Below are 17,005 nucleotides of genomic sequence, written 5' to 3' on the forward strand. Positions count from 1 at the left end.
AAGGAAGAAGGAAGAAGGAAGAAGGAAGAAGTCCGATGGAAGTCGGAAAAACGTACAACTTTTAAGCTATTGGAAACCGAGTTTCTTAAAGAAACCCGGTTTCTCGGTGTTATAATTTTTTTGGTGGAAGCTTCTTAAAAGAAAAATTTAAAATCTAAAATCTAAAATCTAAAATCTAAAATCTAAAATCTAAAATTGATATGACTAATAATCAACCCGAATGGCAGCGATTGCAAAAAGCTCTTTCAGTAGAAGCCGATCGCGGATTTAACGACATCCAAGGCAGTCAATACCGCTTCAGCGAGTTTCTGGGCCTCAGTTTGAGACAGTTGGCAGGTTCTGTGGCAGCTTCTGCGCGCGATCGAGCCCGACAACTAGCCGCTGAATTTGACATCTACCCTGAGAAAGATCTCGAACAGCGCCAACATTCGATCGCCATTACGGTCAGTTTTCTGAGGCAAATGGAGCAAGTTTGGGAACAAGAAACTCGCCACCAGCAAGAACAAGTAGCACAAGTCAGACCCGCAAACGCTAACGCTTCTGAACCAACCGCCCCAGCACTTTCCGTTCCCCGAACTGCACCCCTGAGTACAGCAGCCGCCCCACCCAGCCTGACTCTCGACCAACAGTTAACCCGCACCACCGGCATCGGCCCCGCCAACGGCAACCGCTTGGCCAAACTGGGTTTATACACTGTATATGACTTGCTTTACTACTATCCCCGCAATCACATCGACTATGCAAAGCAAGTACAAATTCGCGAGCTAGTAGCTGGGGAAACTGTCACTTTAATCGCCGAAGTCAAGCGCTGCAATTGCTTTTCTAGTCCGAAGAATAAGAAATTAACAATATTAGAAGTTATTTTAAAAGACCGCACCGGAGAAATAAAAATCAGTCGCTTTTTTGCAGGGCCTCGCTACAGCAATCGCGGTTGGCAAGAATTCAAAAAGCGCGAGTATTGTACAGGTGCGGTGCTGGCAGCTTCCGGGTTGGTGAAGCAGGGTAAATATGGCATTACTTTAGAAAATCCTGAGTTAGAAGTATTAGACGATTCCGAAGGTGCGATCGAATCAATGAAAGTCGGCCGCCTGATACCAGTTTATCCGCTGACTGAGGGGGTGGATGCTGGTTCGGTGAGGCGATCGATTTTGGCTGCAATGCCGGCGGCGAAAATGTTGCCAGAATCGCTACCAGAGGATTTGCGCGAGCGTTACGGTTTAATGGGTTTAGCCGATTCCGTGACTAATATTCACTTTCCGCTCGATCGAGATTGTTTGGCCGCCGCCCGCCGCCGCTTAGTTTTTGACGAATTTTTCTACCTGCAATTAGGACTTTTAAAGCGCAGGCAAACCCAAAGGAAAGCTCAAGCTAGTGCAGTCATCCTTCCTACTGGCCAATTGATCGAACATTTTTATGAAATCTTGCCTTTTGCTTTGACTAATGCTCAGGAAAGAGTAATTAACGACATCCTCAACGATTTAGCTTCGTCGCAACCGATGAATAGATTAGTGCAAGGCGATGTCGGCGCTGGCAAAACCGTAGTCGCCGTCGTGGCAATGCTAGCAGCAATTCAATCCGGCTATCAAGCCGCTTTAATGGCACCGACAGAAGTTTTAGCAGAACAGCACTATCGCAAATTGGTAGGTTGGTTTAACTTAATGCACTTGTCTGTCGAACTGTTAACTGGTTCCACAAAAATAGCCAAACGCCGCGAAATTCACAACCAATTAGAAACCGGAGAATTACCTGTTTTAGTAGGAACTCATGCCCTGATTCAAGATACGGTGAATTTCCATAAATTGGGGTTAGCGGTAATTGATGAACAGCACAGATTCGGTGTGCAGCAGCGCGCTAAATTGCAGCAAAAAGGCGAAGCTCCCCACGTTTTGACGATGACTGCAACTCCTATTCCCCGGACGTTGGCGCTGACACTGCACGGGGACTTAGACGTGAGTCAAATTGATGAACTTCCCCCCGGCAGGCAGGCGATTCAAACAACTGTACTGTCTGCCAAAGAACGCATCCAAGCTTACGATTTGATTCGGCGGGAAGTGGCAAGCGGGCGTCAAGTTTATGTGGTGCTGCCGCTGGTGGAGGAGTCGGAAAAGTTGGACGTGCGATCGGCAATTGAGGAAAAAGAAAAACTTGAAAAAAGTGTATTTCCTGAGTTTAAAGTGGGTTTGCTCCACGGCAGGATGAGCAGTGCTGACAAAGATGAAGCAATTACTAAGTTTCGAGACAAAGAAACTGATATTTTAGTATCTACTACTGTGGTCGAGGTGGGAGTAGACGTGCCCAATGCCACGGTAATGCTGATTGAAAATAGTGAGCGTTTTGGACTGTCCCAACTGCACCAGTTGCGGGGTAGAGTCGGTCGGGGCAGCAACCGTTCTTATTGTTTGTTAATGCCCGGTTCCAAAACAGCCGAGGCTATGCAGAGAATGAAGGTTTTAGAACAATCTCAAGATGGCTTTTTTATTGCGGAAATGGATATGAGATTGCGCGGGCCCGGTCAGGTTTTGGGAACTCGGCAGTCGGGCTTGCCAGATTTTGCTTTAGCAAGTTTGGTCGAGGATCAGGAGGTTTTAGAGTTGGCGAGGGCGGCGGCTCAAATGGTAATTGAGAATGATGAAAGTTTGAATCAGTGGCCCGTGGTGCGGGATGAATTGGAGCGGAGATATCAGCGGATGATGAGTGGGTCTATTTTGACTTAGATAGTTTTGGACGCAGCAACGGGGTTTTTAATAATATTTTGTAGTGGCCGGTTAAGCAAAGATATATCAAAGCTGCCAGTTTATTGCTGCACTCAGCCGCCCTCCTCCCCACAGGGAGGTTTATGTGCACCTACTTATTTAATGTCAGTAATGTAAGAAATCGGTTTTCTTCCCATAAACTCACGTAAAATCCTAGGTTTTTTGTCAGGAAACGCGGTTTATACTTTTTTGCTGAGACTGCTGCAAAATATCAGGTTGAGCGAAACGTCAAAAACACGAAGTTGTTGGGTAGGAGTGCCTCAACCCAACCTACTTTCGGAGACGATTTTTCCCTTGGTCTAGGGTATTTTTATGAGTTGTCAGGCTTGGGGCTCTTATTAAACCAAGAATCCTTCGCAGGAATGACGGAGAAGTGTCAAAATTAAGATAGTCCTGCCAGAAACAGGAAAAAGGAAATCCGGCCTGTACTGGCCTTACCAGGCAACATTGATTCCTCGCTTGTCACGCTTGCAGGTGGTCGCCGACGGTTCGTCGCATTTAATCTCAACACTAATTTATGAAAGATCTCACTCGTTATCGAAATATCGGCATCTTCGCCCACGTAGATGCTGGCAAGACCACCACAACTGAAAGAATCCTGAAACTGACGGGTAAAATCCACAAAATCGGTGAAGTTCACGAAGGCGCGGCGACTACTGACTTCATGGAACAGGAGCAAGAACGCGGTATTACGATTCAATCCGCTGCTACCACCTGCTTCTGGAACGAGCATCAGCTCAACATCATTGATACTCCGGGACACGTCGATTTTACGATCGAGGTTTACCGTTCTTTGAAGGTTCTCGATGGTGGCATTGGTGTGTTCTGCGGTTCGGGTGGAGTTGAACCGCAATCGGAAACCAACTGGCGCTACGCTAACGATTCCAAAGTGGCTCGCGTCATCTACATCAACAAGCTCGATCGCACGGGTGCAGATTTTTACCGGGTTGTCAAGCAAGTTGATAAAATCCTCGCAGCTAAACCGATGGTAATGGTATTGCCGATCGGCATAGAAGAAAAGTTTTGCGGCGTAGTCGATTTGCTGACCCGCAAAGCCTGGATCTGGGATGACTCGGGCGATCCGATGAACTACGAAATTAAAGATGTCCCCGCCGATATGGTCGATGATGTCGAAACTTGGCGCGAACAGTTGATCGAACTGGCCGTGGAGCAAGACGACGCTCTGATGGAACAATATCTCGAAGGCAATGAGCCGAGTATTGATGACCTCAAGCGCTGTATTCGCAAAGGTACTCGCGATCGGGCATTTTTCCCCACCTACTGCGGCTCATCGTTTAAAAACAAAGGCGTGCAGTTGGTTCTGGATGCCGTAGTTGACTACCTGCCAAACCCGATGGAAGTCACACCGCAGCCAGAAGTCGATCTCGAGGGCGAGGAAACCGGCGAGTTTGCGATAGTCGATCCCAACAGGCCATTGCGGGCACTGGCGTTTAAAATCATGGACGATCGCTACGGTGCTTTAACCTTCACGCGCCTGTACTCCGGTAAGTTGTCCAAGGGCGACACCGTACTCAACACCGCCACAGGCAAAACCGAGCGGATCAGCCGTTTGGTGGAAATGCACGCCAACTCTCGCGAAGAAATTGAATCGGCCCAAGCAGGAGACATTGTGGCGATCGTCGGCATGAAAAACGTCCGCACCGGACACACCATCTGCGACCCCAAAAATCCCGCCACCCTAGAGCCGATGGTATTCCCCGATCCCGTTATTTCGATTTCGGTCAAACCGAAACAAAAAGGCGGCGAAGAAAAAATGGGAGCAGCCCTCACCAAGATGGTACAAGAAGACCCATCCTTCCACATGGTGACGGATCAAGAAAGCGGCGAAATGATTCTCAAGGGGATGGGCGAGTTACACCTCGACATCAAAGTAGACATTCTCAAGCGCACCCACGGCATCGAAGTAGAAGTTGGCGAACCACAGGTAGCCTACCGCGAGTCGATTACCAAGCGCCTCGAAGACGAATACACCCACAAAAAGCAATCAGGTGGTTCCGGTCAATTTGCCAAAATCGGCTATATCGTCGAGCCCGGTGAAGTCGGAAGCGGCTTCGTGTTCGAGTCAAAAGTGACAGGTGGTAGCGTGCCGAGAGAATATTGGCCAGCGGTCGAAAAAGGCTTTGAAAGCTGCATCGACAAAGGCGTCTTGGCCGGATTCCCCTGCTTGGACTTGAAATTCACGCTTCTAGAAGGCGGTTTCCACCCCGTTGACTCGTCAGCAATGGCCTTTGAAATTGCTGCCAAAGCAGCCTATCGCCAGTCTCTGCCGAAAGCGGGGCCTCAGTTGCTCGAACCGATTATGAATGTCGATGTATTCACTCCAGATGATTACATGGGCGACGTGATCGGCGACCTCAACCGCCGCCGGGGGATGATGAAATCTCAGGAGACAGGACAAACAGGAGCGCGGATCAAGGCAGATGTACCGTTGAGCGAAATGTTTGGTTACATTAGCGACTTGCGTACTATGACATCTGGGCGCGGACAGTTTTCCATGTCCTTCTCGCACTATGCTCCTTGTCCGAGCAACATCGCGGAAGAAGTGATTAAGGCGGCAAAAGAACGTCAAGCTGCGAAGTAGTTCATTTGACTCCTGGTAGGTTCTATCGGGAGTCAAACAGAAAAATTAGATCTCCGCTTTTTGAAGAAATCGGGGATCTAATTTTTGTAAACTATCGGTTAGAATAAGTCAACAAAACATATTAGATAGTAGAACCACGAGCAGACTTCAACAACATCTTGATTTCTTCAAGACTAAATGGTGGTGAACGACGATGAATCATAGCGTGACAATTTGGGCAAACAGGACGCAAATCTTTTATAGGATCAATTTCATATTCTTCTGCAATCTCTGAAAGGGGTCGTAGATGATGAACATGAATGAAACCTTTTCCCAGTTGCCCAAAAGTTCTGCCAAAATCGAAACCACAAATAGAGCAACTTGAACCGTGAGAATCAATACATTTTTGCCGAGCTTTAGGATCTCGTTCATAGGCGTTGATTGAAACTTGCCGTACTGCCCCCTCACGAAATGTTTGTACTGAATCTACTTCATCAGGAAAGTATTTAGTAGTAGTTACAGATTCCTGAACCTGAAGCGGATTTTGCCAATCCCTCAAACATTTTAGGTAGTCCTCAAAACGGTCTTCCTCACCAAGATACACATTTATTGCAGCACGAAAGATAGCAAAGAGTTCGACAAAGTTATCAATCACTGGCTGAGCTGCATCTAGGTCTTTAATAGGAAGAATTAGGGATGGAGTCCAAATATAGGTACTTTTCCAATCTCGTTCAGAAACCAATTGCATCTTGTTAATAAACTCATCATACTCTAATTCTTCAGCTTCTTCCGGTGTAATAGTAGGTGTAATAGTATCAGAGCTAATTCCATATCCACCTTTTTTCAAAATCAGAGTAACATCTTTCAAATGGTTCTTCATGACTTGGATAATCGGATTACTTTCTAACCCTCTTAATCCATAAATTTGCACATACAAGCTATCATAAGTACACTCGAACCTCAGTTGGAGACACCTATTTTTTATTCCTTTTATAATCAAGCCAGCGGTTGCTATTTCGACGGGCTTGGTTTTTTTGGCTCCAGGTCGATGAGCTGGTGTAGTCGTTATTCGGCAATCTGAGAGTACATCTGTGCCATAAATTTGCTCAATTAGGTTACAAGTTTGTTCAATGAGAATTTTAAGCTTAGGGACAAGTAATTCTTTTAGCTTATCAGCACGCTCTCGATTGTCTTCGATTGAGAAGAGATATTGTTCAGCAGACCCTATGAGTGGCAAGTCAACGATTTGTGACAATTCGGTTTCCTCAACTGAACTCATATTTGTTCTCCGACATGACAAGTCCAACGAAAACTAATCGATATTTTAGCTTTTTTTCGACATATCCTGAAATAGGTCATGCTTCCCCGGCTCCTAAAACTTGTGCTGTGGTGAGTTTCAGCCTTGTAGGGTGCGTCAGTTAGAATAGTTACGGGACAAGGGAAACGCTTATGGACTGACGCACCCTACTATCGTCTTTTAAATGCCGAACAGCTTATGACTCAAATAAATCCCGATCGCACTGCTGGTACAATTGCGATCGACGTTTGCGCTCAATCAAACGGGCAGTATCTTTGTCAGATTTCGTCATCTCTGAGCGATCGCCCTGATGATACCATGAATTTTTACGGACAAACGAAAGAACACGCGATCGCGATCGGCTTAGAACATTTAGCCTCTCACTACCGCCAGAAAGCCGAAGAATCTCAAAATATAGATTGGGACTCGGTAGAAATTTCGGATTCTGGAGAGCCAATTGAAAAGCGTTACCACGTAATTTTGCATTACGAACGAATTGCTAAGGATGAATCTAAGTTTGAGGCAATGCACAATACAATGCTCGGAAATACAGTAGTTGAAAATGGCAAGATTTCAATAATTGAGATTTCTCCAGATATCGAAATCGAGGCCAGAGGGCTATCAAAATATTGAACCCTCTGGACTTAGGTGCAGATGGGCATCTTACCCTACGCATCAGCGATCGAAACGTGAGTTTGAGGCGGCGATCGACTAGAAGCGATCGCATAATTTAACATCCCCAAAATTTCTTTTCTATTACTCCCCCGCAGAATCTGCCCTAAATTTCTCCACAACTCGATTCAACTCAACTGAATGAGAAGCTTTAAATAAAATCCGATCGCCCTTTTCGACAAATCCCAACAACCGCTTTGCTAAATCTTCCCGCCCATCCTTGGCTGTAATATCTCCTATCTCCACAAAAGGCAAACCCGCCGCACCCGCAGCCATCGCCGCAGCTTCCTCAAAATCAGCAAAAACAAACAAAGCATCCAGATTCAATTCTCGCGCCGCCCTTCCCACTTGTCGGTGAAACTCCATCGCCCTGTCGCCCAATTCCTTCATCGTTCCCAACACCGCAATCCGGCGCTTTCCTGGAGTATCTGCTAACAGTCTCAAAGCCGCCAACATCGACTCCAAACCAGCATTGTAAGTCTCATCCAGAATCACAATATCCTGCGGCAAATCGTAGCGGCGCGCCCGTCCATCCGGTAACTGCACAGACAAACCTTGCTTTAAAACTTCCCAATCAATACCTAACACTTTTCCTACCGCCAAAGCCGCCAAATAATTCACAGCATTGTGACGCCCCGGTAATGGCAGTGGCAACTCCATACCATCTAGAAGTATGGTATCATTATTTAGTAATTTCCCGCACAAATCTCCACCTTCTAAACCATAAGTTAAAGTTTTTCCCTGCCAAACTTTCGCCGCCGTTGCGATTAATCTCTCACCATCGTGATTGAGAATAGCAATGCTATCAGCAGGCATTTCGGCTAAAAGTTCGCACTTAGCTTGGGCGATCGCCTCTTCGGAACCCAATCGCCCAATATGCGCCGTTCCTACATTAGTAATTACCGCCACAGTAGGACGCGCAATTTGCGACAGTAGCGCAATTTCACCACGGCCGCGCATTCCCATTTCAATTACAGCATAATTGTGTGCGGGTGAAAGCTCCAACAGAGTTTTTGGTACGCCAATTTCATTGTTGTAGTTATATTGAGTTTTAAGAACATTTCCCGTCGTTGACAAAACCGCCGCAATTAACTCTTTAACAGTAGTTTTACCTACAGACCCAGTAACAGCAACTATAGGTATACTGAATTGGTCACGCCACCAACGGGCGATCGACTGGTAAGCTTTTAAAGTATCGTCAACGCGCAACAGCGGAAAATTAGGCAATTCCACTTGCCAATCTCGATCGACTATCGCCGCAATCGCCCCCAAATCACGGGCTTTTGCTACAAATTGATGGCCGTCAAAATTGTCTCCCCGCAACGCCAAAAATACTTCGCCCCCCTCAAGAGTGCGCGTATCTGTGGCAATACCTGTCCCTAAAGCTGTCAAAATGCCCTCAGACACAGTCGGCAAAGGTACACTTAAAATTTCAGCAAGTTGGGCGATACTTACGCGACAAACCATAACCAGCACTCACATTTCAAATAATTATTTTCACAGCTAATTCTACCTCGCCCAACCTCAAATTTAACTAACAGCGGGCTGCGAATCAGGATTGACCTTGATCATCCTAATACTAAATCGTCCGCCCACCCAGAAATTATCCCGTACCCACCCACAATCTTTACCAATACTTTACAAAGTCGATGGTGATTTAAGGCCTTGCTAATTACCAACAATTCATGTCATGCTGGTGTTGGTAAATAGTTTAACTAAGCAAAAAATATCGATCGGCTTAAGCTGCTGACAGCTTCTATCCATAAGCCTCATCCGGCGAGAAGCTCGGTTGACTCAATTATTGCGATTCATTGGCTAATTCATCAAGCTAATAGCGCTGAAAGCTCCTGCCTCAGCCTCGGAGGGTTAATCCACAGTGAACGACTACAACAGACAAAGCCACGAAGAAGAACAGCTACTTTACAAGCACTGGCTGGAGTTGGTACAACGAGAACAGCCGGCCGAACTCATCAGCCGCTTTCGCACTTTGTTTATCCAGGGTACCGGATATCCCGATCGCTCCGTCGCCGAAGCACTCGAAAAAATAGCAGCCTCAGAACACGCCCAACAAGAGTTCAAATACATTCTCAACCGCTGCTGCCACATCCTGATCAACCGCTGGCAAACCTACCCCAGCAAGCAAGCAGCCATCCCTGAATTGATCGCTATGTTTGAAGAAGCGCCCAAAATATTATTTGGATACAATCGATCGCGCGGGCGAGGCTCCATCCCCCAATTAGTAAATCAATTTACCGAAAGTGAACAGTACCTCACCCTCCAACGCTTAGCCAAAGTCATAACTCACAGCAATGAAGATAGCAGCAACAGCAAAACCCCTGCTACCCTTGCCCTCGGAACCTTAATTCCCCGCTACCCTTACCTCTACAAACACTGCCTCCTCAGCGACGATAGCACCTACGAACAGCAAAAAATCATTAAAAAAATCCAAGCTCAAAAGCAGCAGCAATTTGAGATCAACCTCTCACAATATGTCGCTCACCAAGTGAGGAAATCCCAAATAGCGCGTCGGGAAACCTCCCTTTCCTTCGGCAGAAATATACAAGTTATAAAAAATCCGACCTTGTTGACCGACCCGGAATTATTCTTTGCCCTCAAGCAATTTGTCGGAAAAGTAGAAGGAGCCGATACCTACAGAGAGCTAGCGGGCCGTTTCACGGCGAACGCCAGCACACATCAGTCCTACCGCTCCTTTAAAGACGACTTATACGAATACCTGATTTCTTCTGTCACCGACGATCGCTACGGCAAACGTCAATTTAACGAAAAATTGTATAAGCAACTACAAAATACCCTGCCCCACAGCGACGATCAGAAGTTTAATGAATTTTTAATGATCAGAACTTGCAGCCAGTTATTGAACTTTTTAGTAGTAGAGAGTCCTGTGCGGCCCAACCACTTTGTCTTCATTGACCTAATCTCAAACCTCGGACCGACCCAAACCACAGGTTTGCTGCTGAAAATCGTACTAATTTGCGGCAAAGTCAAGCCCTACCTAGAAAAGCGGCTGGCAATTTTGTTCGGTCACTACGAATGCAGTACCCGAGAAGGCGTAGTGTGGTTAGTCAAAGCCCTGGAAAACGTAAACCTAGCTTTGAGTACCAACTTTGGCAAGGTGGATGTATCTTTCCTGCGGTGAGAGGGCGCGGCATAACTTTCTCTGCTTCCACACACAGCAGGCAAAACATCACGCCGATCAACCAGGTTTCTGAATACCCTAAAAGTTTTACCTTTAATTAGAACGACTTAATTAACTCCTGAAACCTACTCAAAAGACATTATTCTATGTTAAAGTACCAAGTGTGAATCAGATTCAGTTGCAGGCTTTGTTCATTGCTACAGAATTGTCTAAAAACTTGCCCTTCTGTATCGGCAGGGGACTCTCCGAAACTGAAATCTTCGCACTGTCTAAATTTTGGAGTTATTCCTCATGTCGATATACGTCGGTAACTTATCCTACCAAGTTACCCAAGAAGACATCACCACCGTCTTCGCCGAATACGGAACTGTTAAGCGGGTACATCTACCTACCGACAGAGAAACCAGTCGCCCCCGCGGCTTCGGTTTTGTAGAAATGTCCACAGATGCAGAAGAAGATGCAGCGATTGCTGCTCTCGACGGAGCAGAGTGGATGGGTCGCGACCTCAAAGTTAACAAAGCCAAGCCCCGCGAAGATGAAGGCCGGGGTGGTGGCAACCGGGGCGGCGGTGGCCCTGGAAAATTTGCTCGCGGAGGGGGCGGCGGCGGAGGACGTTATTAATTTCCTCTGATAAAGATTTGAGATTGAAGAGTTGAAATTGGCGCGAGAGCTTACCTAGCTCCGAACCACTTCCGGCCGTTCCGAAAAACCTATCCTCTTCAAATTTCCATATCTACCGGATTAAATATACCAAAAAGCCAAGGGCCTAACCCTTGGCTTTTTGGTATGAGGGTTGACGGTATGAGGACGGTATGAGTCTGAAACCGGCTACGCGAATCCGTTGCAGTACCGTCAGGTTCTAATCGTCAGGTTCAATGCTGCTGCTCAACCCGTGATTATTGAGCGTTTCAGCGTAAAACTCAGCGTGTTCGAGAGCGCAAACAATCACCAATCCCATCCCGTTAGTATGGGCTTCCATCATCACATTTACGGCCTGTGGCTGAGTCAGACTCGGTACCGTCGCCATCAAAGTCTGCACCACGTACTCCATAGGATTGAAATCATCATTGTGCAGCAGAACGCGGTAGCGCGGTGCAAGCTTGCGGACTGTGGAAGGCTTTTGAATAATTTCGACAGACACTAATCTATACCTCCTGACTTGTAAAATGTTAAAATTTGTCAACAATCTTGAGCCGGATTCCTCCGCTGTGCAAGACTATCTCACTTTCAGCTATTTTATTGAAATCTGAAAATTCAGACAAGGCAGCCCCTTGGTCGATCGCGAGCTGTGAACGCAACACCAAACCCACAGGGGGTGTCCTGGACCCTGGGCAACCACCTTCCTAGCGCCATAATATTAGAAAGGCGCGATCGGTTAAAAATAACAAACTACTACCTGTTGAGTCTCCAGAACTGAGGGAACCTTATATGAAACGCAAACCTAAATCCTACAACGACGACAGATTCAGCGGCGACCCATTCCGGGGAGATGAAGACTCCGGCTCATTTGGCGGACAGTCGCGGCGTCAACCTCAGTCCGGCAAACCCTCTTTCCTCAATTCCGCCACCCTAGGGATTTTAACAGCCGTCTTTATTCTGGGAATTGGCATTGGCATTGCCTTTAGCTCTACAGCTACAATTAGCCCTGAGAACGTAGCCTCCCGTGAATTTATCGATCGCAGCGCCCCGAACCCAGAACTTTGCGTGCAGTTTGGAGCAAGCGCGATGGTGACAGATATGCGCCTCTATGTCACTCTCAACCCCTTCAACGTCTACATCTCGCAGCCGAGTATGCGCCCCGGATGCGTTTTGCGAACTAATAACTGGGCAATTCTGGAACAAAGAAAACTCATCAGCCAAGACCAAGTGCGCGATTGCAAAAATCGCATGAACACCTTTGGCTTCACCGGCCCGCTGGAAGCTCAACCCGAAATTAACTGTATCTACCAAAACGACGGGGCTAAAAACCTGTTCCTCAACCAACCGGGTTCGATAGCTCCAACCACGGAAGGTCAAAATTTCTAAATCGCCGATATAGCGGTTTTCAGTTGAGTCAATTACAGATAGAGGGTAGGACTTAGGCTTGGCTTAAGTCCTTATTTTGTTTCATAGGATGGAAAACTGCTCTACGAAAATATTGAACTAAGAGGTGCGAGGGAAGAAAAAAGTCTTCCTTCTTCCTTCTTCCTTCTTCCTTCTTCCCTCTTCCTTCTTCCCTCTTCCTTCTTCCCTCTTCCTTCTTCCCTCTTCCTTCTTCCTTCTTCCTTCTTCCTTCTTCCTTCTTCCTTCTTCCCTCTTCCTTCTTCCTTCTTCCTTCTTCCTTCTTCCTTCTTCCTTCTTCCTTCTTACTTCTTCCTTCTTCCTTCAAAAACCAAACTGGGGGAAATCTTCGGTTAACTGAACTTGCAAAATTTGACCGGGTAGAATCGTAGCAGGTTGAGGAGCAGCCACGTAAGTTGTAGCAACACCACCGGCTGCTCCCGCCAACAAACCGATGCCGGAAAAGCCGCTCAGCAAGAACAAAGCTAAGCCACCAATACCAGTATTTCGCAACAAACTGCGATCGGAAGGCTGAGCTCGTCGGCCTCCCACGGGTTCCGAGCGAGCCAAGAGAGGGATATTACGGCCATTGAGACTAATAGCTTCGACCACAAATTGACTGCCGAGGTTGGTCGTTTCAAATCGCCCGATGACCGGCGTATTAGCAGGTACGATCGTATTACCGCGACTGTCGAAAATTCCCCCTTGCAGCAGCAGCACTTCCTCTCGGCTGGGCTTCGCTTGCAGCCGCAAAGCCCGATCGCCCGGGTATAGTAAACTCAGCTCCGTGCCCGCCGGCAACAAGACATTCGCCCCAGTCGCAGCCTGCAAAGGAGCATTCGATCGTCCGCCAGGAAGCGGTTCACCAAAAGTAAGCGTCCGCTGTTGGGGCGCTGCTGCGGCCGTTATTTGAGGCTCAAGGCGGGGTAGAGCAGCAGCTTTTACCCCACTGGGTTCGTCAAGGCGAACATTGACTAAAGGCACTCTTAGTGGCCGGATTTGGTCATTTGAAGTTGACCGCTGCGAATAATTTGTAGGGGGATTCAGGGAAGTAGGAGGCTCAGCTCGATCGACCTCTGGGACAGCATTTGACCTGGAATCAGTCGGCGGCTGGTTTTGCGGTACTTGTATGGCAGGCTGGGGTTGAGTTTCGGGAGTTTCCATAATTCGAGTCGGTTCCAGCGAAGGACGCAACACCCAGCGATTTTCTACCCCGCTTCTTTGGAATTGAACTTGCCCTGCCCTGAAACCGAATCCTGGAGCCAAATTGACCAGAATTCTCGCCCTTCCCGGTTGAAGTTGACTCACCCCCACAGAACGCACTCTACCTTGTGGGTATAGCTGAGTTGCATCTACTCCGATCTCAGTATTGGGCAAATCCACAGCAATCTGAGAGGGGTTGAGTAGAGAATATGTGGGGGTTGTGCCCTCTGGGAGAGTAATTTCTAGCTGATTTGTCGCGGGATCGAATTTCCAACTTGTGACTGTAGAAGCATTTGCTGGTTGCTGTGCTGCCGGCACTGCAGCAACTGCGGCGACGACTGCTAGACTCAGACTCAGTGACTCGATCGCAAACAATCCGGGTGCTAGAGAATTAACAGTCAATTTTTGTAAGTCTGCCCAAAATTTTCGTGGTAATTTTTTGTATGGCATGGCTGCTGGGTGAAATTTTTGATCTGAAATGATTATGGATGGGAAAATTTTGCCTTCGGATGACGCTGAAAGTTTAGCATTATTGCGATATGAAAAATTTAACTAAATGGAAATTATTGCGATCGCGCTTCGTTCTTAACAACAAGTGGTGTCAGGTTAGACAAGATGAAATAGAATTGCCAAGCGGACAAATTATAGACGACTTTTTTGTTAATGTTCGACCCAATATCGCCCTCGTATTTGCCACGACAGAGCAGCAAGAAATTGTATTAGTGCGCCAATACAGGCACGGAGTAGGCGAAATTTTGCTAGAACTGCCTGCTGGATCTTTCAACCCTGCTGAAGAAAGCGGGAAATCGGCAGCCGCCAGAGAACTTGCCGAAGAAACGGGATATGTTGCTGAAGAAATTTTGGAACTAGCAACCTTATATGATAACCCCGTCAAAGACACCAATTCTATCTACCTATACTTTGCTAAAAATGTCAAGCTTTCCAGCAAAATCCAATTAGATATTACAGAAGATATTGGAGTAGTTTTACTCCCCATTGATGAAGTTTTGTTGAAAATAAAAAACCGAGAAATTTGTGTAGCAGGAAGCATCGTAGCTATTTTTTTAGGATTAGAATTTTTGAATAAACAGCGGTAAGGTGCTGTGTGAATGGAACCCTACACGCTGTTTTTGGTGAAACCTGTCTTAACGAGCCAGAGTCAGAAAATCCAGAGAAGTAATAGTATTATCAGCCCCAAAAAGCTGAGCCAAAACCTCCCCAGTCGCCGCAACTTGTAGCAGCGTGCCATTGGCCATCGAGTTAATTTGCAAAGCCTCAAAACTCAAGCCACCCGCCAGGACAAACTTATCAGTTCCTACGGAAAAATTGAGGATAGTATCAATACCGCTATTAGCGCTTAACACAAAGTGCTCATTCCCAATCCCCCCAATCAAAGTATCATCTCCCCCATCGCCAAACAGCCAGTCATCCCCAACACCCCCATTGAGAATATCGCGATCTTTCCCTCCGTAAATAGTGTCATTACCATCATCACCATTGAGAGTATCTTGACCTTCATTGCCGTATAACAGGTCATCGCCACTGCCACCATTAATACAGTCTTGCTGAGTGTCTTCACCCACAGCGCCTCGCCGATTTTCCCCGCGATCGCCAAAAATCGTATCATTACCTTCATCGCCACACAAAATATCGCTGCCCTCATCGCCGTAAATTAAATCATCCCCCGCATCTCCCTGTACAACATCATCATCCTTGCCACCACGAAGAGTATCGTTACCAAAACCCCCACTGAGAGAATCGGAACTCTCACCACCACCCTGAAAGTCATTCCCCTCTCCTCCAAATAGCAAGTCCCGTCCATCAACATCGGACACTAACTCGTTTTGCAAACTACCGTAAAGCGAATCGTCTCCTTCATCCCCGATAATCGTATCGGCACCGAGTTCACCCCAAATCCGGTCGTTGTCTTTGCCGCCGTAAACTAAGTCGTTACCTTTGCCGGCAAAAATGCTATCGTTACCGCTGCCTCCGCCGATGATGTCGCCGGTGTCGTTACCGAAAATTAAGTCACCTTCATCCGTGGCAACTGTACTGCCCGCTGGAGTGCCGTAGTCGCCGATTATGGTATCAGAACCTTGATTGCCGTAGAGAGTATCCGAGTCAGTTTCGCCGAAAATACGATCGCCCGCTTTGCCTCCAAACACCACATCGAAGCCGTTGCCGCCGAGTAAAGTGTCGTCTTGTTCTTGGCCGTTAAGTACGTCGTTGCCATCACCTCCTGTCAGCAAATCGAAGCCGTCGGGGTCGCTATCGAGGGAGTTGAGGACGCCACCAAACACAGAGTCGTCTCCGTTGTCGCCCCAAAGGGTATCGGGGCCTTTGTCGCCCCACATCAAGTCGTTGTCGATGCCACCATAGGCGATGTCAGGGCCTTTGCCGGAGTAAACGGTGTCGCTGCCTTGAGTGGCGGCAATGGCGTCGCCCGAAGACCCGCCGAAAATTAGGTCGCCGTCGTTGTCGGTTAAGTCGATGTTGTTGCCGTTGTCGCCGACTATGCTGTCGGCACCGCGATCGCCGTACAATGTGTCGGAGTTGCGATCGCCAAAAATGCGATCGTCTTGTTTGCCACCAAATACGGCATCGGTTTGTTTGCCGGCGTAAACGATGTCGTTGCCCTTACCGGAGGCGATGAAGTCTCGCTGTGGTTCGCCGAAGATGATATCGCGGCCGCCTTCACCTAACACTGTGTCGTCGCCACCTTTGGAAAGAAATAGTTGGTTGGTTTCGTTTCCTGTTAAGGAATCGTTTCCGGGAGTGCCGATGCTGGTGTTTTGGATGTCGATGAGTTGGGCGGCGTTGGAGTCGAAGTTAAGTATTTGCTCTAGCTGGGGGGGGATAAATGTGATGAGAGGGGGTTGGGGCAAGGGGTCGCAACCGCAACTGGTATCGGGTTCGGGTACTGGGTTGAATATGGGGGTGGGTTCTGGCGCGAGTGTTGGTGTTGGTGTTGGTTCCGGTGTGGGTGTGGGTGTGGGTGTTGGTGTTGGTATGGGTGTTGGTTCCGGCGCGGGTGTGGGTGTTGGTTCCGGCGCGGGTGTTGGTTCTGGCGCGGGTGTTGGTTCTGGCGCGGGTGTTGGTTCTGGCGCGGGTGTTGGTTCCGGCGCGGGTGTTGGTTCCGGCGCGGGTGTTGGTGGTGTGGGTGTTGGTGCCGGTGTTGGTGGTGTGGGTGTTGGTGCCGGTGTTGGTGGTGTGGGTGTTGGTGCCGGTGTTGGTGGTGTGGGTGTTGGTGCCGGTGTTGGTGGTGTGGGTGTTGGTGCCGGTGTTGGTGGTGTGGGTGTTGG

Annotated in this window: 14 protein-coding genes; 8 read left to right on the plus strand and 6 right to left on the minus strand. The window is 47.9% G+C overall.

The window, feature by feature from the left end:
* Positions 1-200 precede the first annotated feature (200 nt).
* Both recG and fusA read left to right on the plus strand, forming a co-directional pair.
* Positions 201-2,714, plus strand: a complete 2,514-nt coding sequence (gene recG, locus QUB08_RS18210) for an ATP-dependent DNA helicase RecG (protein WP_333226025.1) — start codon at positions 201-203, stop codon at positions 2,712-2,714.
* A 556-nt stretch (positions 2,715-3,270) separates the two neighbouring features.
* Positions 3,271-5,355, plus strand: coding sequence for an elongation factor G (gene fusA, locus QUB08_RS18215; RefSeq protein WP_333226026.1), 2,085 nt, complete (start codon positions 3,271-3,273; stop codon positions 5,353-5,355).
* A gap of 121 nt (positions 5,356-5,476) precedes the next feature.
* Here the strand turns inward: fusA and QUB08_RS18220 are convergent, their stop codons facing one another.
* A complete protein-coding gene (locus QUB08_RS18220; RefSeq protein ID WP_333226027.1) occupies positions 5,477-6,613 on the minus strand; it encodes an HNH endonuclease in 1,137 nt (378 codons plus the stop codon).
* A gap of 216 nt (positions 6,614-6,829) precedes the next feature.
* On the opposite strand from QUB08_RS18220, the gene QUB08_RS18225 reads away from it, so the two are divergent.
* Entirely contained in the window at positions 6,830-7,264 is a 435-nt protein-coding gene (locus QUB08_RS18225) for a hypothetical protein (protein WP_333226028.1), read from the plus strand.
* 123 nt (positions 7,265-7,387) lie between these two features.
* Here the strand turns inward: QUB08_RS18225 and QUB08_RS18230 are convergent, their stop codons facing one another.
* A complete protein-coding gene (locus tag QUB08_RS18230) occupies positions 7,388-8,770 on the minus strand; it encodes a UDP-N-acetylmuramoyl-tripeptide--D-alanyl-D-alanine ligase (RefSeq protein ID WP_333226029.1) in 1,383 nt (460 codons plus the stop codon).
* Positions 8,771-9,179: 409 nt separating this feature from the next.
* Between QUB08_RS18230 and QUB08_RS18235 the strand changes: the two genes are divergently transcribed.
* Together QUB08_RS18235 and QUB08_RS18240 are read left to right on the plus strand one after the other, a co-directional pair.
* On the plus strand, positions 9,180-10,460 hold the full coding sequence (locus QUB08_RS18235) for a hypothetical protein (protein WP_333226030.1): 1,281 nt from the start codon (positions 9,180-9,182) through the stop codon (positions 10,458-10,460).
* A 291-nt stretch (positions 10,461-10,751) separates the two neighbouring features.
* Positions 10,752-11,081 carry an RNA-binding protein gene (locus QUB08_RS18240; protein ID WP_333142978.1) on the plus strand — a complete coding sequence of 110 codons (330 nt, stop codon included), beginning with the start codon at positions 10,752-10,754 and terminating at the stop codon, positions 11,079-11,081.
* A gap of 238 nt (positions 11,082-11,319) precedes the next feature.
* On the opposite strand, the gene clpS is transcribed toward QUB08_RS18240, so the two are convergent.
* Positions 11,320-11,601 carry an ATP-dependent Clp protease adapter ClpS gene (gene clpS, locus QUB08_RS18245; RefSeq protein ID WP_015178019.1) on the minus strand — a complete coding sequence of 94 codons (282 nt, stop codon included), beginning with the start codon at positions 11,599-11,601 and terminating at the stop codon, positions 11,320-11,322.
* A 287-nt stretch (positions 11,602-11,888) separates the two neighbouring features.
* On the opposite strand from clpS, the gene QUB08_RS18250 reads away from it, so the two are divergent.
* The gene (locus QUB08_RS18250; RefSeq protein ID WP_333226031.1) at positions 11,889-12,485 is read left to right on the plus strand and encodes a DUF3172 domain-containing protein; all 597 of its coding nucleotides are present in this window, start codon (positions 11,889-11,891) and stop codon (positions 12,483-12,485) included.
* 52 nt (positions 12,486-12,537) lie between these two features.
* Here QUB08_RS18250 and QUB08_RS18255 read toward each other — a convergent pair whose 3' ends face one another.
* Both QUB08_RS18255 and QUB08_RS18260 read right to left on the minus strand, forming a co-directional pair.
* The gene (locus tag QUB08_RS18255) at positions 12,538-12,828 is read right to left on the minus strand and encodes a hypothetical protein (protein ID WP_333226032.1); all 291 of its coding nucleotides are present in this window, start codon (positions 12,826-12,828) and stop codon (positions 12,538-12,540) included.
* Positions 12,825-14,153, minus strand: a complete 1,329-nt coding sequence (locus QUB08_RS18260; protein WP_333226033.1) for an AMIN domain-containing protein — start codon at positions 14,151-14,153, stop codon at positions 12,825-12,827. Before QUB08_RS18260 ends, QUB08_RS18255 begins: the two co-directional genes overlap by 4 nt.
* A gap of 89 nt (positions 14,154-14,242) precedes the next feature.
* Between QUB08_RS18260 and QUB08_RS18265 the strand changes: the two genes are divergently transcribed.
* Complete coding sequence (locus QUB08_RS18265) at positions 14,243-14,800, plus strand: NUDIX hydrolase (RefSeq protein WP_333226034.1); 558 nt, start codon at positions 14,243-14,245, stop codon at positions 14,798-14,800.
* 48 nt (positions 14,801-14,848) lie between these two features.
* Here the strand turns inward: QUB08_RS18265 and QUB08_RS18270 are convergent, their stop codons facing one another.
* Complete coding sequence (locus QUB08_RS18270; protein WP_333226035.1) at positions 14,849-16,588, minus strand: calcium-binding protein; 1,740 nt, start codon at positions 16,586-16,588, stop codon at positions 14,849-14,851.
* On the opposite strand from QUB08_RS18270, the gene QUB08_RS18275 reads away from it, so the two are divergent.
* The coding region (locus tag QUB08_RS18275) for a hypothetical protein (protein WP_445300934.1) at positions 16,569-17,005 on the plus strand (437 nt) is incomplete at its 3' end. The genes QUB08_RS18270 and QUB08_RS18275 overlap by 20 nt on opposite strands.

The organism is Microcoleus sp. BR0-C5 (genome assembly GCF_036705045.1).
Classification (GTDB): Bacteria; Cyanobacteriota; Cyanobacteriia; order Cyanobacteriales; family Microcoleaceae; genus Microcoleus.

What these genes read in the sequence shown, in the direction of transcription:
- recG (WP_333226025.1), top strand. Translation starts at nt 201, where the DNA reads ATGACTAATAATCAACCCGAATGGCAGCGATTGCAAAAAGCTCTTTCA.
- fusA (WP_333226026.1), top strand. Translation starts at nt 3,271, where the DNA reads ATGAAAGATCTCACTCGTTATCGAAATATCGGCATCTTCGCCCACGTA.
- QUB08_RS18220 (WP_333226027.1), bottom strand. Translation starts at nt 6,613, where the DNA reads ATGAGTTCAGTTGAGGAAACCGAATTGTCACAAATCGTTGACTTGCCA.
- QUB08_RS18225 (WP_333226028.1), top strand. Translation starts at nt 6,830, where the DNA reads ATGACTCAAATAAATCCCGATCGCACTGCTGGTACAATTGCGATCGAC.
- QUB08_RS18230 (WP_333226029.1), bottom strand. Translation starts at nt 8,770, where the DNA reads ATGGTTTGTCGCGTAAGTATCGCCCAACTTGCTGAAATTTTAAGTGTA.
- QUB08_RS18240 (WP_333142978.1), top strand. Translation starts at nt 10,752, where the DNA reads ATGTCGATATACGTCGGTAACTTATCCTACCAAGTTACCCAAGAAGAC.
- QUB08_RS18250 (WP_333226031.1), top strand. Translation starts at nt 11,889, where the DNA reads ATGAAACGCAAACCTAAATCCTACAACGACGACAGATTCAGCGGCGAC.
- QUB08_RS18260 (WP_333226033.1), bottom strand. Translation starts at nt 14,153, where the DNA reads ATGCCATACAAAAAATTACCACGAAAATTTTGGGCAGACTTACAAAAA.
- QUB08_RS18265 (WP_333226034.1), top strand. Translation starts at nt 14,243, where the DNA reads ATGAAAAATTTAACTAAATGGAAATTATTGCGATCGCGCTTCGTTCTT.